The sequence below is a fragment of the Nonomuraea indica genome (genome assembly GCF_002850745.1).
In the GTDB taxonomy this organism is placed as follows: Bacteria; Actinomycetota; Actinomycetes; order Streptosporangiales; family Streptosporangiaceae; genus Nonomuraea; species Nonomuraea indica.
The window spans coordinates 77,457-100,800 of the sequence record NZ_KZ559483.1; the positions used below are offsets into that span (position 1 = coordinate 77,457).

The 23,344-nt window shown below is 71.2% G+C and carries 26 protein-coding genes, 1 tRNA gene and 2 pseudogenes; 15 read left to right on the forward strand and 14 right to left on the reverse strand.

Annotation, left to right across the window (positions count from 1 at the left end; all coding sequences use genetic code 11):
* Positions 1–506: MauE/DoxX family redox-associated membrane protein (locus CXR44_RS41330; RefSeq protein ID WP_342748625.1), on the reverse strand; the 506-nt coding region annotated here is incomplete at its 3' end.
* Positions 503–1,450: a hypothetical protein gene (locus CXR44_RS32610; RefSeq protein ID WP_101789999.1), complete on the reverse strand. Its 948-nt coding sequence runs from the start codon at positions 1,448–1,450 to the stop codon at positions 503–505. The genes CXR44_RS41330 and CXR44_RS32610, both read right to left, overlap by 4 nt.
* 216 nt (positions 1,451–1,666) lie before the next feature.
* Here CXR44_RS32610 and CXR44_RS32615 point away from each other — a divergent pair, with 216 nt between their 5' ends.
* Positions 1,667–2,173 (forward strand): SigE family RNA polymerase sigma factor, encoded by a 507-nt coding sequence (locus CXR44_RS32615; RefSeq protein ID WP_101790000.1) that lies wholly within the window; start codon positions 1,667–1,669, stop codon positions 2,171–2,173.
* On the opposite strand, the gene CXR44_RS32620 is transcribed toward CXR44_RS32615, so the two are convergent.
* Positions 2,133–2,618: a MarR family winged helix-turn-helix transcriptional regulator gene (locus tag CXR44_RS32620; protein ID WP_245899678.1), complete on the reverse strand. Its 486-nt coding sequence runs from the start codon at positions 2,616–2,618 to the stop codon at positions 2,133–2,135. The two genes, CXR44_RS32615 and CXR44_RS32620, sit on opposite strands and share 41 nt — an antisense overlap.
* 98 nt (positions 2,619–2,716) lie before the next feature.
* On the opposite strand from CXR44_RS32620, the gene CXR44_RS32625 reads away from it, so the two are divergent.
* From CXR44_RS32625 to CXR44_RS32640, 4 genes and pseudogenes are all read left to right on the forward strand, one after another.
* Positions 2,717–3,280 (forward strand): YceI family protein, encoded by a 564-nt coding sequence (locus CXR44_RS32625; RefSeq protein WP_101790002.1) that lies wholly within the window; start codon positions 2,717–2,719, stop codon positions 3,278–3,280.
* A 161-nt stretch (positions 3,281–3,441) separates the two neighbouring features.
* Positions 3,442–3,533 (forward strand) — tRNA-Ser (locus CXR44_RS32630).
* 286 nt (positions 3,534–3,819) lie between these two features.
* Positions 3,820–4,392 (forward strand): annotated as a pseudogene (locus CXR44_RS32635) (class I SAM-dependent methyltransferase); the annotation flags it as partial.
* Positions 4,393–4,723: 331 nt separating this feature from the next.
* Positions 4,724–5,020, forward strand: coding sequence for an Imm8 family immunity protein (locus tag CXR44_RS32640; protein WP_245899680.1), 297 nt, complete (start codon positions 4,724–4,726; stop codon positions 5,018–5,020).
* 223 nt (positions 5,021–5,243) lie between these two features.
* Here the strand turns inward: CXR44_RS32640 and CXR44_RS32645 are convergent, their stop codons facing one another.
* Entirely contained in the window at positions 5,244–5,786 is a 543-nt protein-coding gene (locus tag CXR44_RS32645; RefSeq protein ID WP_101790004.1) for an SMI1/KNR4 family protein, read from the reverse strand.
* Positions 5,787–5,807: 21 nt separating this feature from the next.
* Positions 5,808–6,707, reverse strand: a complete 900-nt coding sequence (locus CXR44_RS42025) for a replication initiator (RefSeq protein WP_342748627.1) — start codon at positions 6,705–6,707, stop codon at positions 5,808–5,810.
* 152 nt (positions 6,708–6,859) lie between these two features.
* On the opposite strand from CXR44_RS42025, the gene CXR44_RS32655 reads away from it, so the two are divergent.
* Positions 6,860–7,225 carry a DUF2809 domain-containing protein gene (locus tag CXR44_RS32655; RefSeq protein ID WP_101790005.1) on the forward strand — a complete coding sequence of 122 codons (366 nt, stop codon included), beginning with the start codon at positions 6,860–6,862 and terminating at the stop codon, positions 7,223–7,225.
* 146 nt (positions 7,226–7,371) lie between these two features.
* A complete protein-coding gene (locus CXR44_RS39800; protein ID WP_180903815.1) occupies positions 7,372–7,521 on the forward strand; it encodes a hypothetical protein in 150 nt (49 codons plus the stop codon).
* An 88-nt stretch (positions 7,522–7,609) separates the two neighbouring features.
* On the opposite strand, the gene CXR44_RS42030 is transcribed toward CXR44_RS39800, so the two are convergent.
* The 4 genes and pseudogenes from CXR44_RS42030 to CXR44_RS32670 all read right to left on the reverse strand — a co-directional run bounded on the left by CXR44_RS42030 (position 7,610) and on the right by CXR44_RS32670 (position 10,690).
* Positions 7,610–8,401, reverse strand: a complete 792-nt coding sequence (locus CXR44_RS42030; RefSeq protein ID WP_342748626.1) for a serine hydrolase domain-containing protein — start codon at positions 8,399–8,401, stop codon at positions 7,610–7,612.
* A gap of 85 nt (positions 8,402–8,486) precedes the next feature.
* Positions 8,487–8,906: pseudogene (locus CXR44_RS42035) on the reverse strand (serine hydrolase domain-containing protein); the annotation flags it as partial.
* A gap of 111 nt (positions 8,907–9,017) precedes the next feature.
* On the reverse strand, positions 9,018–10,232 hold the full coding sequence (locus tag CXR44_RS32665; protein WP_144070173.1) for an alpha/beta hydrolase: 1,215 nt from the start codon (positions 10,230–10,232) through the stop codon (positions 9,018–9,020).
* Positions 10,233–10,321: 89 nt separating this feature from the next.
* A complete protein-coding gene (locus tag CXR44_RS32670) occupies positions 10,322–10,690 on the reverse strand; it encodes a VOC family protein (RefSeq protein WP_101790007.1) in 369 nt (122 codons plus the stop codon).
* Between the two features lie 89 nt (positions 10,691–10,779).
* Between CXR44_RS32670 and CXR44_RS32675 the strand changes: the two genes are divergently transcribed.
* The 6 genes from CXR44_RS32675 (at position 10,780) to CXR44_RS32700 (ending at position 15,921) form a co-directional block, all read left to right on the forward strand.
* Positions 10,780–11,664 (forward strand): LysR family transcriptional regulator, encoded by an 885-nt coding sequence (locus CXR44_RS32675; RefSeq protein WP_101790008.1) that lies wholly within the window; start codon positions 10,780–10,782, stop codon positions 11,662–11,664.
* A 109-nt stretch (positions 11,665–11,773) separates the two neighbouring features.
* Complete coding sequence (locus CXR44_RS32680; RefSeq protein WP_101790009.1) at positions 11,774–12,232, forward strand: GNAT family N-acetyltransferase; 459 nt, start codon at positions 11,774–11,776, stop codon at positions 12,230–12,232.
* Positions 12,233–12,391: 159 nt separating this feature from the next.
* Complete coding sequence (locus tag CXR44_RS32685; RefSeq protein WP_101790010.1) at positions 12,392–12,859, forward strand: hypothetical protein; 468 nt, start codon at positions 12,392–12,394, stop codon at positions 12,857–12,859.
* 106 nt (positions 12,860–12,965) lie between these two features.
* The gene (locus CXR44_RS32690; protein WP_219602100.1) at positions 12,966–13,262 is read left to right on the forward strand and encodes a DUF3817 domain-containing protein; all 297 of its coding nucleotides are present in this window, start codon (positions 12,966–12,968) and stop codon (positions 13,260–13,262) included.
* 115 nt (positions 13,263–13,377) lie between these two features.
* Positions 13,378–15,117: a serine/threonine-protein kinase gene (locus CXR44_RS32695; protein WP_245899682.1), complete on the forward strand. Its 1,740-nt coding sequence runs from the start codon at positions 13,378–13,380 to the stop codon at positions 15,115–15,117.
* A 45-nt stretch (positions 15,118–15,162) separates the two neighbouring features.
* A complete protein-coding gene (locus tag CXR44_RS32700; RefSeq protein WP_101790012.1) occupies positions 15,163–15,921 on the forward strand; it encodes a polysaccharide deacetylase family protein in 759 nt (252 codons plus the stop codon).
* On the opposite strand, the gene CXR44_RS32705 is transcribed toward CXR44_RS32700, so the two are convergent.
* Positions 15,867–17,162, reverse strand: a complete 1,296-nt coding sequence (locus tag CXR44_RS32705) for an MFS transporter (RefSeq protein WP_101790013.1) — start codon at positions 17,160–17,162, stop codon at positions 15,867–15,869. The genes CXR44_RS32700 and CXR44_RS32705 overlap by 55 nt on opposite strands.
* Positions 17,162–18,244, reverse strand: a complete 1,083-nt coding sequence (locus CXR44_RS32710) for an alkene reductase (protein WP_101790014.1) — start codon at positions 18,242–18,244, stop codon at positions 17,162–17,164. Before CXR44_RS32710 ends, CXR44_RS32705 begins: the two co-directional genes overlap by 1 nt.
* Before the next feature lie 85 nt (positions 18,245–18,329).
* On the opposite strand from CXR44_RS32710, the gene CXR44_RS41845 reads away from it, so the two are divergent.
* A complete protein-coding gene (locus CXR44_RS41845; RefSeq protein ID WP_281260311.1) occupies positions 18,330–21,044 on the forward strand; it encodes an ATP-binding protein in 2,715 nt (904 codons plus the stop codon).
* Between the two features lie 10 nt (positions 21,045–21,054).
* Here CXR44_RS41845 and CXR44_RS32720 read toward each other — a convergent pair whose 3' ends face one another.
* Entirely contained in the window at positions 21,055–21,927 is an 873-nt protein-coding gene (locus CXR44_RS32720; protein WP_101790015.1) for an NAD(P)-dependent oxidoreductase, read from the reverse strand.
* Positions 21,928–22,022: 95 nt separating this feature from the next.
* Between CXR44_RS32720 and CXR44_RS32725 the strand changes: the two genes are divergently transcribed.
* Complete coding sequence (locus tag CXR44_RS32725) at positions 22,023–22,760, forward strand: TetR/AcrR family transcriptional regulator (RefSeq protein WP_219602101.1); 738 nt, start codon at positions 22,023–22,025, stop codon at positions 22,758–22,760.
* On the opposite strand, the gene CXR44_RS32730 is transcribed toward CXR44_RS32725, so the two are convergent.
* Entirely contained in the window at positions 22,729–22,986 is a 258-nt protein-coding gene (locus tag CXR44_RS32730; RefSeq protein ID WP_101790016.1) for a Txe/YoeB family addiction module toxin, read from the reverse strand. The genes CXR44_RS32725 and CXR44_RS32730 overlap by 32 nt on opposite strands.
* A complete protein-coding gene (locus CXR44_RS32735) occupies positions 22,983–23,234 on the reverse strand; it encodes a type II toxin-antitoxin system Phd/YefM family antitoxin (RefSeq protein ID WP_101790017.1) in 252 nt (83 codons plus the stop codon). Before CXR44_RS32735 ends, CXR44_RS32730 begins: the two co-directional genes overlap by 4 nt.
* Positions 23,235–23,344 lie beyond the last annotated feature (110 nt).

Below are 23,344 nucleotides of genomic sequence, written 5' to 3' on the forward strand. Positions count from 1 at the left end.
TCGACCATCTCCTCCAGCTCGGGCGACAGCAGCAGGAGCAGCGCCACGCCGACCGCCATCCACCACGACGGCTGCACGAACGACACCCAGCCGGGCACCTCGGCCCACACCGTCAGCACCGCCATGCCGGTCAGCACGACGGTCCTGCCGATCGACCGCACGCCGACGGGGGCCGCGCTGACGTCGCCGAAGCAGCCGCACCCGGCGTCCGGCCGCCGCCTGCGCAGCTCCAGCAGCACGTACGTGGACATCGCGAAGAACATCACCGTCGCCCAGCGGAAGACCAGGGCGGTGGACAGCAGGAGGCCGGCGGCGAGCACCAGTTCGCCCACCGCGCAGGCCACCAGGGCCGGAGCCTGCAGTCTCCCCGGCACCAGGACGGCGGGCCCCAGTCTGGACAGCGCGCCGGGCTCGCCGCCGGAGCGCACGGTGGCCACCTTGGCCACCGTGCCGAGCACGAGCAGCACGATGAGAACCGGTAGTTGCGAGGCCGGCACGAGCGTCACCCCAATCCGATCTGCGCGTTGAAGCATCCTTTGACCAGGTCGCCACCGAGCTCGACGTACGACGACGGCGACAGCTCCACGATCCGGCCGCGGGGCGACGTGCCGCACTCCACGCAACGATCGCAGAACCGCCCGGCCACGCACCCGCACGCGACGACGGGCACGTTCGCCGAGCGACCGGCGCAGACGTTCCTGACCTGGACCAGCGAACCGACCGCGAGGTACGACAGGCCCGTGCACGACACCTCGGCGTCGGGGCAGCCGGCGTCGGAGCGCTCGACCATGGGGTAGGCCAGGCCGTGCTCGCCGTCGTCGAACGCGTCGGACCAGGTGGCGGTGCCGGAGACGCGGGCGTGCACCCCGGCGTACGCGGGCGGCGGAGCGGGCACGGCACGCGCGGTGTAGGGCGGCTGGGAGGTGGCCGGCAGCAGCGCGTGGCAGACGCCGTCCCTCCGCACGCCGATCGCGTCGAAGAGGTACCCGGGCTCCAGCCTGGGGTGGCGGACCTGGACGCGGCCGGTGGCCCGGTAGGGGATGACGATCGTGCGGCGGCCGCGGTGCGGGCCGCAGGACAGCTCGACCGTCAGGTCCCTGCGCCCTTCGACGGACAGGATCGTGCCGGTGACACGGGTGGTGTCGGCCCAGACGCGCTCGACGACCCTGCCCTCGCGCACGGTCCGCATCATGACCCTGGAGCCGATCGGGATGTCGGCCGGCCGCGTGTCGCCGCCGTGCCAGGCGGTGGCCCAGGGGGCGATGACCAGCCGTTCCTCCCCGCCCTCGGGCGTCTCGACGACGACCAGGTGCGGGCTGACGTCCATGACCTCACCCGCGACCGCGCGTAACGGCTCCTCGGCCGACGGTTCGGCTCCGGGAACGCCGGCCTCCCGGCCCAGCGCCGCGGCCGCGAGGACCCGGCGACGTTCAACGCTCGGACAGCCCATCCGCCCTCCTTTGTCGCGTCTCCAGCGTCACACGGCCGGCCCGGCCGCGCTCGGGACCGGGACTCATAGGGAGCAAAATACGCATCCCAGGGGAAGGACATGACATCCGGCGTCGTACAAACCGCCACCGACCTGGACGCATCTTTGTCGTCGGCGGGCCGAATCCTGAATTCCGGTTCAGCCCCAACAGGGCGTCCGGCTGCGATTCTGGCCACGATGCAGATCACCACGGAGGAAGAGGAGTTCCGCGAGTACGTCGTGACCCGCGGTCCCGCGCTGCTGCGCGCCGCCCACCAGCTCACCGGACATCCTCTGGACGCCGAGGACCTGCTGCAGAACGCCCTGACCAAGACGTACCTGGCCTGGGACCGCATCGCCGACCGCGGAGCGCTCGACGGCTACGTCAGGCGGGCGATGGTGAACATCAACATCTCGCAGTGGCGGCGGCGCAAGCTGGAGGAGTACCCGTCCGACGAGCTTCCGGAGGTGCCGTGCGAGCCGCCGGAGACGTACGGCGAGGTCCACGAGCGGCTCGAACGCGCGCTCAGCAGGCTGCCCGAGCGCATGCGGGCCGCCATCGTGCTGCGCTACTACGAGGACATGACCGAGCCCGAGGTCGCGAGCACGCTCGGGATCAGCGTCGGCACGGTCAAGAGCACGGTGTCGCGGGCCATGGCCAAGCTCAGGTCCGAGCTGGGGATCTCCGGTCAGCCCCAGCGGTAGCGCAGGGCCGTACGACGTCCCTGATCGTGCGCAGGGCGGCGAGGAAGGCTTCGAGCTGCTCCTCGGTGAGCAGCCCGGTGAAGCAGCTCTCGATGTCGGCGAGGTGGAGGGGCAGCACGGACTCCAGACGCTCGCGGCCGGCGTCGGTGAGCGCCGCGTAGGAGGCGCGGCGGTCGCTCGCGCAGGCCACGCGGGTGACCAGGCCCTCGCGTTCGAGGCGGTCCACGACGCGCGTCACGCCGCTCGTGGACAGCCCGGTCTGCGCGGCCAGGTCGGTCATGCGCAGCCGTTCGCCGGGGGAACGGCCCAGCCGGACGAGGGTCTCGAAGTCGATGTCGGACAACCCGGCGGCGCTGAACACCGGCTGCATCCTGGCGCTCAGGCCGGAGTGGACCTCGGCCAACAGACCCATGGCCGTCAGCCGGGGGTCTTCGATCGGTTTCACGTTCACACTCTATCGGACGATAGTTGACGTGGGGAATATTCCTCGTGTAGATGTCTGTTGACGCAACTATCCGCAAGACAAGCTTCAAGGAGCACCTCATGAGCACTCGGACCTGGGAAGGCCTCACCGTCCCCGCCGCCGGCACCTACACCATCGACGTGGCCCACAGCCGCATCGGCTTCGTCGTCAAGCACATGATGGTGAGCAAGGTCCGCGGGCACTTCTCCGACTACAGCGGCACGATCACGATCGCCGAGAACCCGCTCGAGTCGGCCGCCCAGCTCACGATCAAGACGGCCAGCATCGACACCGGGGTCGCCGACCGCGACGGCCACCTGCGTGGCGACGACTTCCTCGCCGTCGACAAGTTCCCGGAGATCACCTTCCGGAGCAGGCGCGTGACCCGCCAGTCGGACGAGGAGTTCACCGTCGTCGGCGACCTCACGATCCGCGACGTCACCAAGGAGGTCGAGCTCACCGTCGAGTACGGCGGCGCCGGCACCAACCCGTGGGGCCAGGCCGTGTGGGGCTTCTCCATCCACACCGAGCTGGACCGCGAGGAGTTCGGCCTGACCTGGAACCAGGCCCTGGAGACGGGCGGCGTCCTGGTGGGCAAGAAGGTCAAGATCGAGATCGAGGGCGAGGCCAACCCCGCCGCCTGACGAACCCGACGACTTCGAAAGCCCGTTCTGGAACAGGGCGGGCTTCGTCCACAGGAAGTTACCCACAGGCGGTGGATAACCTCCTCGAAGGGCTCGCGGACGGCGCCGCTTTGCCGCCTCGCCAGAAGGCCGGTACGCTGTCCTGAGCCACATGGCTTCCAGGAGGATTCGCCTAGTCAGGTCTATGGCGCCGCACTGCTAATGCGGTTTGGTGGCAACACCATCCGGGGTTCAAATCCCCGATCCTCCGCCAGCTCGAAGGCCCTTCCCCGATTGTGGGGAAGGGCCTTTTCGATCTCTGGGGGCTTTTCCGAGAGCCTCGCACCCTGGCGGATGCCGAGTGCCAACGTCACCGGCCAGCGAGCGCCGTTCCTCTTGGTCTGGCATAGGGCGAGCGGCAGCGCCATCATGTACCGGTGCACAAGCCGACCGCTTACCATGACGCACTCGGCGATCACTTCGCCGCACACGCGGAGACGAGCCCCTACAACGCCTACACCGACAGACCCGCGATGCTTTGACTCGCGGGCAATGTCTCCGGGGCCAGAATCCTGGATGTCGGCTGTGGAGCAGGCCACTACGCCGCCGAACTCTCGGCCCGTGGTGCCCAGGTCGTCGGAATCGAAGGCAGCGCCACCCTCCTGCGCCACGCGCAAGCACGTGTGAAAGGCCAGGCAGAACTATTCCTTCATGATCTCGAAGAGCCACTCGGTTTCGCCGCTGACGCATCCTTCGACGGGGCAGTCTGCGCCCTTGTGTACGAGCACGTCAGAAACCGCGTGCAACTGCTGGGTGAACTCCGCCGCGTCCTGCGCCCAGGCGGATGGCTCCTGATATCGACCACCCATCCCACAGCCGACTGGCGCCACTTCGGAGGCTCGTACTTCAGCCATGACTGGAGAGACCTCCCCCTCGGAGACAGCAAGCTCTCGATCCACTACCAACGCCTACCGCTGGAGACCTTCCTGAGCGAGCTACTGGCCGCAGGGTTCGTACTGCAGCAGCTCATCGAACCGCGCCCCACGGCCGACCTCCGGGAGATCGACGGAGCCAGCTACGACAAGCTCCACCAAGCGCCATCCTTCCTTGCTGTCAGGCTCCAGCGACCTTGAACACAATCCGGAAGCTCCATCTCGCCGACATGGGAACAACCGCCTCCGGCGGGGGCACTCCGGCTCCGGGATGATCAGGACGCGGAGGCGTACGCGGCGCGCAAGAAAGGCCAGGTCACCGGCCGATCGTCGTGCAATAGGCGTGCAGCGAGCCAGGGTGACGAGGGGTCAATGACGGTCACTCATGACCCACCTCACTCCCAGGTCGACGGCCCTACAGGGCGTGATCCATGCGATTCCCAAGCTGACAGCCCACTTCGCGCGCGATCATGGGAGAGTGAGAGCACGAGTGGGAGACTTCCGTTGGGTCGATCTTGAGGCGGGGCGGGGAATGGACGATCCAGCCCATGCCTGCGAACTCCTGGAAATGTATGTCGGTCCTCAGGGCGAGCTGAGCGAGGAACGCTTCCAACTCACCGTCTGCACCCCGTCGGCCCTCACCGAGCAACTTGGACACCGTCCCTTTCTCATCGGCCGGCACTGGCTCTTCGTTGCCGAACTCCATCCCGACAAGGTGACCGAGTGGCTGAGCGATCGGATTGCCGTACTGGAGGCACCTACATGGGCTGAGCTGGCAGAGAAGATCGGCCGGATCGGAGAGTGGGAATTCGAGGACTACACAGACTGAGGCCCAACCATCCAGCACAGTCTCGGAGCCGCCGAGCCGAACGATCATGAACTCCAGTGAACCGCTACGGACGGTGCGACATCCAGTGACCAGCCGGCGAACGCGTCCGGATGGGCATGAGAATCGTTTGGGGACCTACGGATCAGAAGGTGCGTGCCCGTACGGTCAGCGATAAGTGGGGAGTCGCGGAGGCTCGCCGTAACTGGATCCACATACGCCCAGGTCAACGTTTTCCCAGCCGCTGCCGGGCCGATTCCCACGGCCGCATCTCACCGTCGCCATCGGCGTCTTCCTCGTACCAGCCCGTTCCCGACAGCCACGTCTCCAGCCAATCGGTCAGACTCTCTGCGTCGACGTGCCACGCGCGGGGCCAGTCACCGCTGACCCCGTTCGGCTCGAAGAGCAGTACGGTGCCCTCGAACCTGCGGCAGTCCACTGCGGCGTACATGCCGCACCCCCAGTCCAGGATGGGCAGCACGTCCGCCGGCCAGCGTGCGTCGCCGCCGGGCTCCGAGCCGTTCCGCTCCTCCCGGTAGTCGCTCACGGCAGTACGTCCTTCACCCAGCAGCGGCAGAAGGCGGTAATCGGGGCCGAAGCCTCCGTTGGCCACCTCGCGGTAGAGCCGCACGAGCACGGGAGGAAGCCGGAAGCCCAAGAGGCGCTGCGCCTGTGCCACCTCCTCCGCCGTCGCGGGGGGAGGCAGGTGCTCCATGGTCATGCTCGCCTTGGCGGACACCCGTCGAAGGAGATCATCGATGTCTGTCACGGCGTTGATCCTGTCATCTGCTCACGACAGAGAGGCAATATCGCTACGGCCGCTCCTAGGTGCAGTTCTCGTTGCCATCCAGCGCCGTCCCATGCCGTTCCCGACGGACCGGCCGCGCCCGTCGGTCCAGGTTGAACCGATCGGAACGGCCAGGATCCGAGCTGCTGATGCGGTTGGGCGGCAACACCATCCGGGGTTCGAATCCCGATCCTCCGCAGGTAAAAGGCCCTCGCCCGGTGACGGGGAGAGGGCCTTTGATCTTTTCGGGGCGTCGCCGGCCGGGACGGGCTTCCAGACGTAGCGGTGTGGGTCGGTCCGTTGATCGGTCTGGCCGAGGGCTTCCAGGACCCAGGTGCGGTGATCCTGCCTGTGGTCGGCGAGGATCTTGTTGGACCACTTGCGCGAGGCCAGGACGCGACGCCCGGCGTACGCGAGGTGGTCGGGCTTGTGGGCCTTGCTCCGGCACGCTCCCGGAGTCATCCCCGGCTTGGCGTCCTTGGGTTGGACGCCGTAGCGCAGCCAGTTCGGGCACCTCGGAGAACAGGGTTCGAACCGCAGCGCATCTACCATCCGAGAGGCGTGCTCCCGCTGGGGAGCCGCTTCTGTGGCTCCACGGTGGCGAAGTACTGCACGTTCATAGCCCGCGACCCGGCGCAGGTTCTGCACGAAACGGTCCACCAGCTTGGAGAAGTGCAGCGCGTCACGAGCCGCCCGCCTGTAGTCGTACGTCTCGGGATCGACCGGGACGCCGTACGCCGTCAGTGGTGAGACGTCCGCCTCCGGGTGTTGAACGCTAGGTACGGGCGTTCGTCGATCACGCGGGCGCGAACGTGCACCTCGTCGGTGCGGAAGGAGACCGTGAGGCGAGCACGCGCGTGTCGACTCGATGGGTCGGCGATGAGCGACGGCTGCATTCCGGATGAATCGTCACTACGTGCCAGCGTGCTGGCATGCCGTCGCCATGGCACTCCACCGCGGTCGCCGACCTGACGCAATGAGCATGCCGCCATAGGTGACGAACTCTATGATCAGGTTCGTCCTGATCGTTGAGATTCGGAGAAGATGTCAATCTCATGCGCCGCGCCATGGTCCTTCTGGGTGGCGTCGCCCTCGCCGTCTGCGCGTTCGTCCTCTTGTACCGGGGCCCGGGACAACCGTTCATCCGCGGTTACGTGAGCGATGTCGGCGCCACCATGCTGGTCTACGCGTTCTTGGGGCTGTTGTGGCGCACCACCGCCGCACGCCGCACCCTGGCCACGGCCGCGATCGCCGCCGCCGTCGAGTTCTACCAAATAGTCGGCATGACCCCGCCGGGTATCGGCGGTGTCGTGGTCGGTGCGTTCCCCGACCCATGGGACCTGGTCGCCTATGCCATCGGTGTGGTGATGGCCCTGGCCTGGGAACGCCGATTGGTCGGATCCGGTGATCAGACCGGCTGACTCAGTTGTTCGAGTCTCATCCACAGCTTGTGGACGGGGAGGCAACCCTGCCCGTACCCGCTGGCGAGTCTCCACGTCGAAGGTCCCTCCCAGAACGAGCGATCACCTACCACGTCCACGGCTTCACCAAGGATTCGTTACGACATGTGACGTTCGAGATCGGCGATGCCGCCAAGGTGAAGCCGGGCCAGGTGCTGATACAGCGATGGGACGAGACCCGGCAACAGGACGTCGACGTTGTGATCTCTCTGGCCGCCTTCGAGCAGATGGGCCAGGATCCCCGGAGCTGCTCTTGAGCGTGCCCGCGCACATGCGCGAGATCGGCCAGGGGCGATCGAAGGGTCCAGGGCCGGCGCCGTCACGGCTGCCGGGTGAGTGTCGCGTTCATCCGATTGCCTGGTAGGTGGTGGTCCAGAAGTCGCGGTGCAGGCGCGGGGTGTGGGGCGAGTCCATCGCGCTCTGGGTCAGCAGGATGCCCGTGAGGCCTTCGGACGGGTCGGCGTAGGCGGTGGTGCCCAGGCCGCCGTCCCAGCCGAACTGGCCCGGCGAGGCCAGGTCGCGGCGATGGGTGCGGACCGCCATGCCGAAGCCGAACCCGCCGTGCCGGCCGAAGTGGTCGCCGAACGCGTCCTTCTCGGCCTTCTGTCCGGGCGTCAGGTGGTCCATCGTCATGAGCTCGACCGAGGCCCGGGACAGGACCCGCTCACCGCCCAGCGTCCCCTTGCCGAGCAGCATCCGGTAGAACGCGTGGTAGTCGTCCACGGTCGACACCAGCCCGTCGCCGCCCGCCTGGAACACCGGCGGCCTGCCGTACTTGCCGCCGGCGGCCTCGTCCCACACCACCAGCTCGCCGGTCTCAGGGTGGTGCGCGTAGCTGGTCGGCAGCCGGTGGATCTGGTCGGCGGGCACGTGGAAACCGGTGTCCTTCATGCCGAGCGGGGCGAACAGCCGCTCGCGCAGGAACTCCTCCAGCGACTGCCCGGTCACCCTGCCGACGAGCACGCCGAGCACGTCGGAGCCGACGTGGTACTGCCACAGCTCCCCCGGCTGACGCATCAGCGGCAGCGTCCCGAGCCGCCGGATCCACTCCTGCGGCCCGAAGTCCGGTGAGGTGGTGTCCAGGCCGAGTTCGCGGATGGCGGTCTGGATCGGGTACGTGTCGGGTGCCGCCAGCACGACGCCGAACCCGAAGGTGGACGCCGAACCCGAAGGTGAAGGTGAGCAGGTCGCGTACGGTGATCGGGCGGACCGCGGGAACCGTCTCGTCCAGGGGGGCGTCGATCCGGGCGAGCACCCGGCGGTCGGCCAGCTCGGGCAGCCACGCGTCGACCGGGTCGTCCAGCCGTAGCCGGCATTCCTCGACGAGGATCATCACCGCCGCGGCCGTGACCGGCTTGGTCAGCGACGCCATCCGGAAGATCGTGTCCCGCCGCATCGGCTCGGCGCCGCCCGCGTGCATCGTGCCCATCGCCTCGACGTGCGTGTCATCGCCTCGGCTGACCAGCGCGACCAGGCCGGGGACCGCGCCCGATGCGACATGGCCGCTCAGCACCTCGCGTATCCGGCGCAGGCCCGCCTCGGACAGTCCGGCGCGCCGGCGCTCTTCCATACGTCCCTGGGTCTCCCAAGCGCCCTTGCTGTCCCAGGTGCCCTTCATGTCCCAGCTAGTGACCTTCGACATGGTTTCCGTTCCTTTGTGGTTATTGTTCGCGTTGTGCGCACAGCGTCTCCGTACGGAACGCCGTGTGGCGCCCGCCTGGCGACCCGGTGGCCGCCGAGCCGGCCTGACATCTCAGCCCTGGATCGCGCGTTCCTGGAGAAACCGCCGGACGTGGGGGCGCATGATCTGCGATCCCCAGGCGCCCCACTGGCCGGTGAAGTTGTGCTCGGCCCACGGGATGGTCACCGCGGTGGCGGGAACGCCCACGGCGTCGAGCCGGGCGGCCAGGTCGGCGGCCTGGGTCGCGGGGATCATGTGGTCGCGGTCGCCCTGGACGAGCAGGGTCGGCGGGAGGCCGGGCCGGACATGCGCGACCGGGGAGGATGCCTCGTAGCGGTCGCGGTGGGTGTCGATGTCGCCGCCGAGGTAGTCGCTCGCGACGGTGGCCGCCATGCCGGGCAGGCCGTTCTCGTCGAGCAGGCGGGGCAGGTCGGTCGGCGCGTACCAGCCCATGACGGACCTCACCGGCGCGTCGGGCACCCGGCAGGAGGGCTGGAACCGAGCGTCGCCGACGGTGTAGGCGGCGATCAAGGAGAGTTGGCCGCCGGCGGAGTCTCCGGCGATCGAGACGTTGGACGGCGCGATGCCGTACCTGTCGGCCTTGGCGCGGATCCAGCCGAGCGCGCACTTGACGTCCCCCACCGCGTCCTGCCAGCGCGGCGGCGGGGCCAGCCGGTAGTCGACGGAGAAGACGACGATGCCCTGGTCGGCCATCCAGCGCAGCCAGGGTGCGCTGTCGGCGCGGGTGCCGGAGTTCCATGAGCCGCCGTGGACGTAGAGCAGCGCGGGTTTGCTCGCGGCGAGCGCGCGCGGCCGGTACACGTCGATGTGGAGGTCCTGACCGTCGACGGTGGTGTACGTCTCGGTCGAGGTGGGGATCGCCGCGGCCGGTGAGGCGAAGTAGTCCGACCAGGAGACCTCCGCGGTACGGGCGGCGGCCGCCCAGGGCACGACGACCATGAGCACCGCCAGCAGGCCGGCCAGCACGCCGGCGCCGAACAGGGCACGGCGGCCGGACCGCCACGCCATCACCGCCGTCACGGCGGCGCCGACCACACAGACCAGCAGGAACCCTGTCAGCCAGGGCACGAACAGCGCGGTCACGCCCAGGACGTCCTGCACCGGAGCGATGGGCAGGCGTGGCGCGAAGAACGCCCCTCCCAGGACGAGGACCAGCACGCACATGGCCCAGGCCGACACGCGGCCGGCGCGCCGCCACAGGGTCTTCTTCCCGGGCCTGCCCACGTCGTGCGGGCGGGCGGCCGTAGGACGGGCGGTCACTGTCATGATTCCCCCTCAGAACGCATACGATGTACGCATGTCGGAACGATGTACTCACACGGGCGTCGAGAACCCGGGAGACCATGGGATGCTGCTCAGGCGCCCGCGGGCGGCACCCATTCCACGAGCTGGACCACGATGCCGTTGGGATCGGTGAGCTGGAACAGCCGCTCCGCCCACGGCTCCTCGCGCAACGGCACGCTGATGGGAGCCCCCTCCCGCACGAGCCTCTCGTACTCCGCGGCGACGTCGGTGACCGTGAGGGTCACCACGACCCCGGTCGCGGGCCGCTCTCCCGCAGCTCGCGGGCGCAGCACGACGTCGCTGGTGGCGTCGGGGCGGACGAGGCAGGCGTAGGCCTCGCCCACCACCGACTCGTGAAATCCCAGGTAGCCGGAGAAGAAGTTGCTGGACGCCGCTACGTCATCGACGTTCAGCGTCACCGCGGAAGCGATGATGTTCACGGCGTCAGCGTGCCGGGATCGCGCCCGGACGGACAACGCCTGATCCGGTGCCGTGCCTTAACCTCTCACTTAACGACGAACGGGGCCGCGTGGAGCTGCGTGACATCGAGATCTTCCTGACACTCGCCGAAGAGCTGCACTTCGGCCGGACGGCGGAGCGGCTGCACGTGACGCCGGCCCGGGTGAGCCAGGCGATCAAGAAGCAGGAGCGTCGCATCGGCGCCGCCCTGTTCGAACGCGACAACCGCCACGTCGCGCTGACCCCCATCGGGCGGCAGCTCTTCGAGGATCTTCTGCCGATGTACCGGGGGCTGCGCGACAGCATCGAACGCGCCGCCCTGACCGCCCGGGGGACGACGAACACGCTGGTCCTGGGCATGGTCAACGAGAATCCCCAGGACCTGCGCCCGCTGTTCGACTCTTTCAGGAGCCGCCGCCCCGGATGCGACCTCCAGCTCCGCTACGCCGGCTTCGCCGATCCCTTCCGGCTGCTGCGCTCCGGGGACATCGACCTGCTGATCGCCTGGCTCCCCGTCAAGGAGCCCGATCTCACCGTGGGCCCCGTCGTCTGCACCGAGCCCGTCGTGCTTGTGGTGGGCCCCGGCCACCGGCTGGCCGGCCGGGAGTCGGTGTCGTACGAAGACCTCGGGGACGAGACCGTCTTCGGCGGAGCCAAGCCGGACTACTGGCGCAACTGGCTCGTTCCCACCCACACCCCCAGCGGGCGTCCCATCCGCATCGGACGCATCGTCACCAACTCCGCCGAGATGATCCCCCTCGTCGCGAACGGTGAGGCCGTATCACCGTGTTTCGCACACTCCATCCGCTACTACGCCCGGCCCGACCACGTCTACGTGCCCATCCGCGACGCTCCCCTGGCCCACTGGGCGCTCATCTGGCGCACCTCCACCGAGACCAGCCTGATCCGGGAGTTCGCCGAGGCCGCCCGCGACCTCGGCGTCATCGCCCTCTGAACCCGGCCGCGCACCGAACCTCACAGGCGGCAGCGCAACACGGTGCCGGCTCACCGGTCAGCCGCATGCGGGACGACCGTTCAGCGTCCGGCCCCGTAGCCTCGGTCTCATGAGCGAGCGATCCTTCGTCCCCGACGACTTCGCCGTCCCCCCGTACCTGGTCACCCCGCGGTTCCGGCTGGAACCCCTGGGGCCGCAGCACAACGCTGCCGACCTCGCGGCCTGGACCGGAAGCATCGAGCACATCCGCGCGACCCCCGGCTTCCCGGATCAGGGGTGGCCTCCCGTGGGCGGCATGACCCCGGAGGCGAACCTCGCCGACCTGCGGCGCCACGCGAACGACTTCGCCCGGCGCCGCGGGTTCACCTACACCGTCCTCGATCCGGTCGGCGGCGAGGTGATCGGATGCGTCTACATCTATCCCTCCCGCCGCGAGGGCCACGACGCCGACGTGGCCTCCTGGGTCCGGGCCGACCGAGCCGAGCTGGACGTGCCCCTGTACGAAGCCGTGACGGCTTGGCTGTCCACGCATTGGCCCTTCGGAACGCTCAACTATCACCCGCGCTGAGACCGCTTCCATCCCGCGTGGCATCACATCGGTCCGCGCGGGACCGTGGCGGTGAGCGCGCGTCACCCCGCGTCACCCGGCCTGCCCGACAGGGGTGTTTTCGTGCGGTGTCTCGTTAGAGTGTGAGTTTCGGGTCGCTCTCCCGCTGAGAGGACAAGCATGGCGGACGAACCCGCCAGGCCGCGACGGCTCACCGTCTACGCTGAAGCCGCTGCTGTCCTGGCCCTCATCGTGGCGGTCGTCGGCGTGGTCGTCGCCGTTCTCGCGTTCGAGCACGACAAGGAAGTCGCCACCGACAAGCCGGGAGCCACTCCCGTGGTCACGGTCACGCAGTACGTCCCGAATGCCGATCCCCAGGAACCCGACGGCTCCTCGCCCAGCGGCTTCTGGGGAGTGGCCGGCACGGTGATCCTCACGGTGCTGACCGGCGCTCTTTCCAGCTTTCTGGTCTACCTGGCCTGGGAAGAACTGATCATCTCCGATGTCATCGTCTCCCTCATCACGGCCGCCGTCGCGGGAGCGCACGTCTTCGTGCTCTCCTTCCTGGGCATCACGTTGATCTGGGCCATCATCATCGCGGTGATGTTCGCGGCGATCGGGTTCTTCGCCGACGTGCTGTCCAGCTAGCCCCGCCTCGCGGCCGGACGGGCGGCGGGCGCGGGACTCTTCGCCTCCCCGGCCCTTGCTCTACAGCCTGTAGAGTGGGCGCGGTTTCCGAGGGGAAGGGTGGATCGTGCTGCGCTGGTTCCGAATCGTGGCGGTGGCCGAGGCGTGCTCGTGGGCGGGGCTCCTGGTGGGGATGTTCTTCAAGCACGTGACCGCGACCGGGGAGCTCGGCGTGAAGGTGTTCGGGCCGGTCCACGGGGCGCTGTTCGTGCTGTACGCGGCCGGGGTGCTGCTCTCGGCGCGGGAGGCGGGCTGGAGCCGGGGCGCGGTGGTGCTCGGCCTCGCGTGCGCGGTGCCGCCGTTCACCTCGCTGTGGTTCGAGCGGCGGATGGCGGCGCGCACACCGACGCGGGAACTCGCCTGATCCGGAGGCCCCGGGCGAAGACCCGGCGACGGCGGTTCCGGCGAACGTCACAGTTGTGGCGGTAGCGTGGGTTGCCCGCTGAATCATCCGGGTCTGTGGCTCTAGGCTGTGCGCTGTGACTTCCGGACGTATCGTCATCGACGACCGTTTCGAGCTGATGGAGCGGTTGGGCAGCGGCGGCATGGGCACGGTATGGCGCGCCTACGACCTCGCCCTGCACCGTGAGGTGGCGCTGAAGGAGGTCCGCCCGTCCAACGCCCAGGACGAGGATCCGGGCAGGGCGCGGATGATGCGCGAACGGGTGCTGCGCGAGGCGCGCGCCCTGGCCAGGCTGGACCATCCGAACGTGGTGACGATCCACCACATCGTGGACACTCCGGCGATGGCGCACCCGTGGATCGTCATGGAGCTGGTGCGCGGCCAGTCGCTGCAGGACCGGCTCGCGCAGGGACCGCTGGCGCCGGGCGAGGCGGCGCTGCTGGGGCGCGGGATCCTCGCGGCCCTGCGCACCGCGCACGAGGCGGGCATCCTGCACCGTGACGTGAAGCCGGCGAACGTCCTGCTGCGCCCCGACGGCAGCCCGGTGCTCACCGACTTCGGGATCGCCGCCATGCAGGACTCCCCGGGGCTCACGGCCCACGGCGACGTGGTGGGCTCGCCGGAGTACATCGCGCCCGAGCGGCTGCGCGGCGAGGAGGGCAACCCCGCCTCGGACCTGTGGTCGCTGGGCATGCTCCTCTACGTGGCGGTGGAGAACCGGCATCCCATGCGCCGCGACACCCCCATCGCCACGCTCGCGGCCGTGCTGAACGGCCAGATCCCGCCGCCCGTACGGTCGGGGCCGATGACGCCCGTGCTGAACTCCCTGCTGCGGTCCGAGCCGTCCGCGCGGCCGTCCGCCGCCGATCTGGACAGGATGCTGGCGCAGGCCGCCGAGCAGGCGTCCGGGATGCCCGCCTCCGGCCCGGCACAGCCCGGCATGGCGGCCCCAGGTCCGATGCAGCACGGCATGGCCGCCCCGGGCTCGGTGCAGCACGGCATGGCCGGCGGTCCGATGCGGCCCGGGATGCCCGGGCAGGCGCAGCCGGGACCGTTCCACGGGCAGGGCCCGTACGGGGTGCAGGGGTCCCCGACGCAACCGCCGTTCCCGGGCCCCGGCAAGCACCCCGGCTCCTACCCCACGGGTCCGACGGCCGCGTCCGGGCGCCGCCCCAAGGCGCGCGGGCTGACGATCGCCGGGGTGGCGGCGGTGGCGGGCGTCGTCACCGTGGCGTTCGTGGTGGTCCCGCGGTTAGGCGACCGCACCACCCCCACGGACCAGCCGAACCCCCGGCCCACCGTCAGCGCCGACCGCGGTACGACGGCCCCGGAGCCGAGCGCCGAGGAGACCACGGACGAGCCCGCCCCGGTGAACCTGGTGACCCCCGAAGGAGTCCGCCAGGTCGTCGCTGCTCTGAAGAAGGCGTCGGGCGGCGACACGTTCATCAGCCTGACCGTCCACCAGGAGCACGCGTCGGCCGAGGCTCCCGTCAAGGGCCGGCCGAAGCTGTACGACCGTTACACCTACCGGAACGGCCAGGTGACCCGCGACGCCGGAGGCACCGTGAGCTTCGGGGACAAGACGGTCAAGTTCGACGTCTTCGACTGGTCGGTGCTGCCGAAACTGCAGCGGGCGGCGGAGCAGCGGCTCAACGTCGACAAGCCGACGTCGCGTTACGTGATCGTTCAGGGCGCCTGGACGTTCGCCGATGACCAGCCGACCATCCTCTACTACCTCGGCGACGAGTACGGCGTCGGGTACCTCGCCGCCGACCGCAGGGGCAAGGTGGTCCGTGTGTACGCGCGGGAGGGCTGACCTCCCCTAAGCTCTCAAGATCGAGAACTGAGGGGAGAACCGGAGATGAGACGGTGGGCGATCCGGGGGCTCGCGGTGCTCCTGGTCGTGGCGCTCGGCGCCGCCGGCCTGTACAAGCTGGTCAACGCGCGGACGTTCCAGCTCGCCGGAGAGCTGACCGCGCGGGTGGAGACCGGTGAGAAGGTCGTCGCCCTGACGTTCGACGACGGGCCGGACGAGCACACCCAGGAGATCATCGGACTGCTCGCGGCCGAACGGGTCCGGGCGACGTTCTTCGTCGTCGGGTCGCAGATGGCCGCCCACCCGGGGGCGGCGGAGCAGCTGGTGGCGGCGGGCCACCAGCTGGGCAACCACACCTTCACGCACCGCAGGATGGTGTTCGTCTCCCCCGGCACGGTCGCCTCCGAGGTGGGGCGGACCGACGCGCTCATCCGCCGCGCGGGGCAGCGGGGCGACATCCCGTTCCGGCCGCCGACCGGCAAGAAGCTCCTCTCGCTGCCCCTCTACCTCTCCGAGCACCGGCGGCACACCGTGATGTGGGACGTCGAGCCCGACTCCGGCCGGACCCCGGCGCCCGCCGAGATCACCGCGATGGTGCGCGAGCAGGTCCGCCCGGGGTCGATCGTGCTGCTGCACCCGTGGTACCCCAGCGGGCGCGACACCCGCGCGGCGATCAAGGACACCATCGCGGGGCTGCGCGCCGACGGCTACCGCTTCGTCACGGTCGCCGAGCTTCTGGCCCTGCAAGGTCAGCCCACCAGCAAGGTGGCGATCGCCGGGCCGAAGGCGGCGCCGAGCAGGTAGGCGAGGTTGAACAGGCCCATGGCCGCCGGCCGCGCCCCGTCCGGCACCGCCGCCCCGGCGCGCGTGGCGAACGCCCCCTGCCCCGAGGCGGCGGCGAGCGAGGTGAGCGCCTGGGCGACGAGCAGCACGGCCGGGACGGTGCTCAGGCCGGCCAGCGCGACGCCCGCCCCGCTCAACACGGGGAACCCGACGACCAGGGCCCGGAACGGCGCCCGTGCGGTCATCGCGATCACCAGGTAGGACGCGAGCCCGCCGAACAGCAGCGGCCAGGTGATGGCCAGGCCCACCTGCCCGCTGCTCCAGCCCGCGTGCTCGGCGAGCAGCGGCGGCAGCGCGTACATCATCCCGAAGTTGGCCACCGCCAGCAGGAACGCCGTCCCCGCCGAGGCGAGGAACACCGGAGCCCGGACCACCGCGGCCGGCACGAACCCGTCCGGCCTGGCCCGCAGCCACAACGCGGCCGCCACCCCGGCGACCGCGGCGGCGGGCACCGCCACCTGCCAGGCGTGCGGCACGAACACCAGGGCCGTGACCAGGGCCGTCAGCAGCACAGCGCCCGGCAGGTCGAACCGGGCGTCCGACAGCGGCGTGACCGACCGCTGGCGCAGCACGGCCGGCAGCGCGAGCACGCTGAGCACCGGTAGCGCCAGCGCGGCCCGCCAGCCCAGCAGGCCCGCGACGACGTCGCCGACCAGCGGTGCCGTCGAGCCGACCGTCGCCAGCGAGGCGGTGACCAGCCCCATCGCCCGGGCCGAGCCCGCCAGGCTCATCGCGATCGTGGTGAGCCCGGCGGTGCCGAGGCCCTGCAGCGCGCTGCCTGTCACGAGCATCGGCAGCACCGGCGCGACCAGCGTGAGAACCGCGCCGAGCAGCACCAGGGCGGCGGAGACGGCCAGCGCCGTGCGGGCGCCGCGGCGGCTCTGCAGGCCGGCCATCAGCGGGGTGCCGACCGCTATGGCCCAGCCGAACGCGGTGGCGATCCACGTCGCCGTGGCCGTCGGCAGCCCGAGGTCGCGGGCGACGTCGGGCAGGATCAGCGCCGGCCCGGCGATGCCGAACGACATCGGCCCGGCCAGCAGCGCCAGCCACCCGGCCGGGACGCCGCCACCTGGGGCACCGCCTCGTACGCCATCTGGGGCACCGCCCCGGACACCGCTCCGGTCGCCGCCACCCGGCCCGTCCGGCTCGACGGCGCGGGCGTCCTCCCCCGGCGGGAGGAGCGCGCGTGCCTTCTCGTCCATCAGGCCTCCACCGTCGTCAGCACCGGGTAGTCGGTGTAACCCCGGTGGTCGCCGCCGTAGAAGGTCGCGGGGTCGGCCTCCGTGTACGGCCCGCCGGCGGCGAGCCGGGCGGGCAGGTCGGGGTTGGCCAGCCAGAGCCGCCCGTAGGCGATGGCGTCGGCGAGGCCCGCGCGCAGCGCCTCGACCCCGTCCTCGGGCGTCGCGGGGCCGGGACCGCTCCACGGGTGCGGGTTGAGGATCAGCGTGCCCGGCCACTCGGCGCGCAGCTGCTTGGTGACGTCACGCGTGTCGTTCTCCGAGACGTGCAGGTACGCCAGGCCGAAGGGGGCGAGCGCGCGGGCCAGCTCCGGGTAGAGGATCTCGGTGTCGCTCTCGGCGATGCCGTTGTAGGTGATGCCGGGCGACAGCCGGATCCCGGTGCGGGCGGGGCCGATCGCGTCGGCGACCGCCTGGGCCACCTCCACGGCGAACCTGATGCGCCGCTCGACGGTGCCGCCGTAGGCGTCGGTGCGCCGGTTGGTGTTGTCCGACAAGAACTGGTGGATCAGGAAGCCGCTCGCGCCGTGCAGCTCGACGCCGTCGAACCCGGCGTCCATCGCCAGCCGGGCCGCCTGCGTGAAGTCCTCGACGGCGCGGGCGATGTCCACCATGGTCATCTCGCGCGGGGTGGGGTGGTCCAGCATGCCGTCAGGGGTGTAGAGCTGCTCCCCCGAGGGGATCGGCGACGGCGCCATCGGCAGCTCGCCGCCCGGGTAGAGCACGGGGTGGCCGATCCGGCCGGCGTGCATGAGCTGGACGAAGATCCGTCCGCCGCGCCGGTGCACCTCGTCGGTGACCCGCCGCCAGGCCGCAGCCTGCTCGCGCGTGTGCAGTCCGGGAGTGTCGATGTAGCCCTGCCCGAGCGCGCAGGGCTGGGTGCCCTCGGCGATGATCAGTCCGGCCGCGGCGCGCTGGCCGTAGTACTCGGCGGTCAGCTCGCCCACCAGGCCGTCACGGGCGCGGCTGCGGGTCATCGGCGCCATGACGAGGCGGTTGGGCAGGTCCAGCTCGCCCACGGTCACGGGCTCGAACAGCTCCTTCACGTCGGTCTCCTCGATACTCGGGGTCGTCTGTGTCTCCGACGGTAGGAAGAGGGGGTTACGCAGCGAATCGGTAGAGTTTCCCTACTTGGCTACGGGCGTCGCGGCGTACGTACCTACGGAGGCGGGGGCGTTGGTGCTGTACGGCAGGGAGACCGAGCAGGCGGCCATCAGGGAGCTGGTCGACGCGGCGCGCGCCGGCCGGAGCGGCGGCCTGGTCCTGCGCGGCGAGCCCGGCATCGGGAAGTCGGCGCTGCTGGCGTGGGCCGCCGAGCACGCGGCGGGCGCGGGCCTGCGCACGTTGCGGGTCACCGGGATCGAGGCGGAGGCCGACCTGGCGTTCGGGGGGCTGGTGCAGCTGATCTGGCCGGTGCAGGAGCGGCTCGACGCGCTGCCGGGCCCGCAGGCCGACACGCTGCGCGCGGTGCTCGGCCACGGTGAGCGGGCCGGGCGGGACCGGTTCCTGTCGGGGGTGGCGGTGCTGACGCTGCTGGCGGAGGTCGCCGACGACGGCCCGCTGCTCTGCCTGGTGGACGACGCGCAGTGGCTGGACCGGGCGAGCGCCGACGCGCTGCTGTTCGCCGCGCGGCGGCTGACCGCCGAGGGGGTGGCGATGCTGTTCGCCACCCGGGAGGAGGGGTTCGCCGCGACCGGGCTGCCGGAGCTGCGGCCGTCGCGGCTGTCGCCGGAGGACTCGGCGAAGCTGCTGGAGCAGCGGGGGCTCGCCCCGGCCTCTCCGGCGCAGGTGATCGAGGAGTCGGCGGGCAACCCGCTGGCGCTGATCGAGTTCGCCGCGGCGCAGCGCCGCTACCACTCCGCCGCCGGGCCGATACCGGTGCCGGACCAGGTGCTCGCCTCCTTCCGGGCGCGGATCGGGCGGCTGCCCGAGAGGACCCGGCTCATGATGGTGACGGTGGCCGCCGAGGGGCGCGGCCACCTGACGACGCTGCTGGGCGCCGCCCACGCGCTGGGGGTGGGGCTGGAGGATCTGGTGGAGGCCGAGCAGGAGGGGCTGGTCGACGTGACCGGGAACGTCGTCGCCTTCCGCCATCCGCTGGTCGGCACCGCCGCGTACCAGGCGGCGCCGCTCGCGCGGCGGGTCGCCGTGCACCGGGCGCTGGCCGAGGCGGCGACCGACGACACCTGCCGGGCCCGGCATCTCGCCGTCGCCACCACGTCGGTCGACGAGGACGTCGCCGCGGAGATCGTCCGGGCCGCCGAACGGGATCGGGCCCGTGCCGCGTACGCGGCCGCCGCAGGGCTGTACGAGCAGGCCGCGAACGTCACGCCCGACCCGCGCGTCCGGGCGGCCCGGCTGGGCGAGGCCGCGTCGCTGGCGCTGTCGGCGGGACTGGCGGCGCAGGCGGCCGAGCTGGCGGGGCAGGCCGAGCTCCTGGTGGACGACCCGAAATCGGCCGCGAGGCTGGCGCCGGTGCGTGCGGCGGTGGAGTTCGAGCTGGGCGAGCGGCGGGTCGCGGCCCGGCTGCTCGTCGACCGCTCGGCGCACGCCGACCCGGACGCGGCGGCGGCGATGCTGCGCACCAGCGCCGGGTACGGGTGGTTCAGCGGTGACCGGGAGGCGATCCGGGACGCGGCCGAGCGGGTGCGGGCGCTGGGGCGGCCCGACCCGATGGTGCTGGGGATGGCGTACCTCGTGGACGAGGACTACGCGCGGGGGCTGCCGTTGCTGGCGGAGTTCGTGGCGGCCGCGCGGCAGGTGGCTCCTGACCTGCTGAACGGCTCGGCGGAGCCCGACGGGGACGCCGCCCTGGCGTGGGCCGCCTTCTGCGCCATGATCCTCGGCGCGGACGCCGCGGCGGCGGAGCTGGCCGCGGCGCAGGTGGTGCACGGTCGCAGGCACGGCCTCGTCGGCACGCTGCCGCAGGCGCTGCAGGACCTGGCCGGGACCCAGGTGCAGGCCGGGCGGCACCGGGACGCCGAGGCGTCCGTGGCGGAGGCCCTGCGGATCGTCCGCGACGCCGGGCTGGACCAGCGGATGGCGCGGCTCAACTCCGTGCTGGCCCGGGTCGCCGCCATCGAGGGCGACGAGGAGCGCTGCGTACGCCTCGCCGCCGACGAGCCCGACACCGGCGGCGTGTCAGGGCTGGCGGCGCTCAGCCTGCTCGACTTGGGGCTCGGCCGTCACGAGCCGGCGTTGGAGCGGCTGGAGGAGGTGGGCCGGGGGCCGCTGCGGTACGCGACGGGTCTGCTCCAGGCCGCCGCCGACCAGGTGGAGGCGGCGGTGCGGCTGGGCGAGCCGGACCGGGCCGCCGCGCCGCTGCGCCGGCTGGAGGCGTGGGTGCGGGCGGGCGGGCAGCCGTGGGCGCAGGCGCTCGCCGCGCGTGGCCGGGCGCTGCTGACCGATGACGAGGACGACTACCTGCGCGCCCTGCGGGCGCACGGGGACTCGGGCAGGCCGTTCGAGCGGGCGCGCACCGAGTTGCTCTACGGCGAGTGGCTGCGCCGCGCCCGGCGCCGCAGCGACGCGCGGGCGCCGCTCCGCTCGGCCCTGAAGACGTTCGAACGGTTGCGCGCGGCGCCCTGGCTGGACCGCGCCCGCGCGGAGCTGACGGCCACCGGGGAGTCGCTCGTGCAGGCCGAGCCCACGGCCGCCAACCCGCTGGACCGGCTCACCAGCCAGGAGCTCCAGGTCGTCCGGCTGGCGGCCGACGGCGACACCAGCCGGGAGATCGCCGCCCAGCTCTTCCTCAGCCCGCGTACCGTGGAGCACCACCTCTACCGGGCCTTCCGCAAGCTCGGCATCCGCTCCCGCCGCGAGCTGTCCCGCCTCGACCTGACCTGACGTACGCGGATCAGCGGGGGTCGCGGGCCTCGATCGCGTGCAGGACGGCCACCATGTCCGATCCGCCGTGGCCGAGGGACACGGTCTCGCCGAACAGGGCGTGGCAGACGTCCAGCAGCGGCGAGGCCACGTGGGACGCCCTGGCCGCCTCGGCGATCAGGCGGTTGTTCTTCAGGACGTCGAGGGCGGCGGCCTGGACGGAGAAGTCGCGGTCGAGCAGCTTGGGCGCCTTCATCCGGGAGACGCCGCTCGCCATCGGGCCGGCGTCGAGGACGTCGAGGAACAGCCGCCGGTCCAGGCCGTGCCGGTCGGCGAAGTGGAACGCCTCGGTCAGGCCGGTGACCAGGGTGATGAGGAACAGGTTGACCGAGAGCTTCATGAGGATCGCGTTCGGCACCGGGCCGCAGGCGAACGTCTCGTGGCACATCGGCCCGAGCAGCGGGCGCACCTCCGCCACGGCGGCGTCCTCCCCGGCCAGCATGGCCACCAGCCGCCCGGCCTCGGCGGGGGCGCGGGACCCCGACACGGGGGCCTCGACGAACCGGCCGCCGGCCGCCCGGACGTCGGCGTCGAGCCCGCGCGAGTAGTCGGCCGACGTCGTGCCCATGTGCACGACGGTGCGTCCCGCGACGTTCGCCGCGAACGCCGGGGTGCCGCGGCCGAGGACGGCGTCGACCGCCTCGTCGTCGGCCAGCATGACCATGACGAGGCCGGTGCGCCGGAAGACCTCGGCGGGATCGGTCACCACGGTGGCGCCGGCCGCGCGCAGGGACTCGCAACGCTCGGCGGTGCGGTTCCAGACGACGAGCGGCGTCCCGGCGCGGGCCAGGTTGAGCGCCATGGGCTGCCCCATGACGCCGAGGCCGACGAAACCGACATCCATGGCCACCTCCAGGCTGGTATGACAGTCGTCATGATAGACCGGGACTATGACGAGCGTCATGATGGACATGCGGCACCGGACGGGCGGAGAGTGAGATGACGCCCCCCGAGCCGACGCCTCCCGAGACGGCGGGCACCGAGACGGCGGGCACCGAGACGGCGAGCCCCGAGACGGCGGGCTCCAAGACGGCGAGCCCCGACACGGCGAGCACCGAGACGACCGGTCGGAAGCGGGGGCCTCGCGAACGGATGGTCTTCAGCGCGGCCCAGCTCATCCGGCGCGACGGAGTCGCGGCGACCGGCGTCCGGGACGTGGTGGCGCACGCCGGGGCGCCACGAGGCTCCGTCCAGCACTACTTCCCCGGAGGCAAGGAGCAGCTCGTCAACGAGGCCGTCGAGTGGGCCGGCCGCTACGCCGCCCGGCGCGTCGGCCGCTTCCTGGCCGGGATGGCGGAGCCGTCGCCGAGCCGGCTGCTCGCCGCGATGGCGGGCCAGTGGATCGACGAGTTCGACCGGACGGGGTTCGCGGCCGGAGGCTGCCCGGTCGCGGCGGCGACGGTGGACCGCGCCGACTCCAGCCCGTCCACCCGTGCCGCCGCCGCGGCCGCGTTCGCCCGGTGGACCGGCCCGGTCGCCGAGGCGCTGGCGGGCATGGGCGTACCGGCCGAGCGGACCCGGCCGCTGGCGACACTCATGATCAGCTCGTTGGAGGGCGCGATCCTGATCGCCCGCGCCGAACGGGACGTCCGCGCCCTGACGACCGTGGCGGACGAACTCGGCCCCTTCCTGGACGCCTGCGTGCCTACTCGTAGTGGTAGCGAGCCTGCAGGATGACGAGCTCGCCGTTCTCGACGAGATAGACCAGGCGGTGCTCGTCCGTGATGCGGCGCGACCATGCGCCCGCCAGGGCGTACTTGAGCGGCCCGGGTTTGCCGATGCCCTCATAAGGATCGGGCAGGGCGTCCTCGATGAGGCGATTGATGCGTTTGAGCAGCTGACGGTCGACCGTCTGCCCATGGACGTAGTCCTCCCAGCCGTGGCTGGTGAAGGCTGTTTTCACTCCCCGTTCAGCAGTTCGTGCCACTCGTGACGCCCGTCGACCGCCTGCCGGTAGGACTCGGTCAACCTGCGCGCGTTCGCGGGCGGGCGAAGCAAGTAGGCCGTCTCCTGGAGGGCTTCATATTCCTCCGCGGCCACCAGATAGGCCCTGCCGCTCTTGGCGACGATCTCCACCGCGGTGCGGTCGTTGTTGACCTCTTCGATGAGCGGGAACAACCGACGGCGCGCCTCGCTTGCGGTGATGGACACAACACCCTCCTTCGGAGTGGTACAACTTCGCGGTACCACTCGAAGATGCGGCTAGCACTCGATGACGTTGACGGCGAGGCCGCCGCGTGAGGTCTCCTTGTACTTGTCGA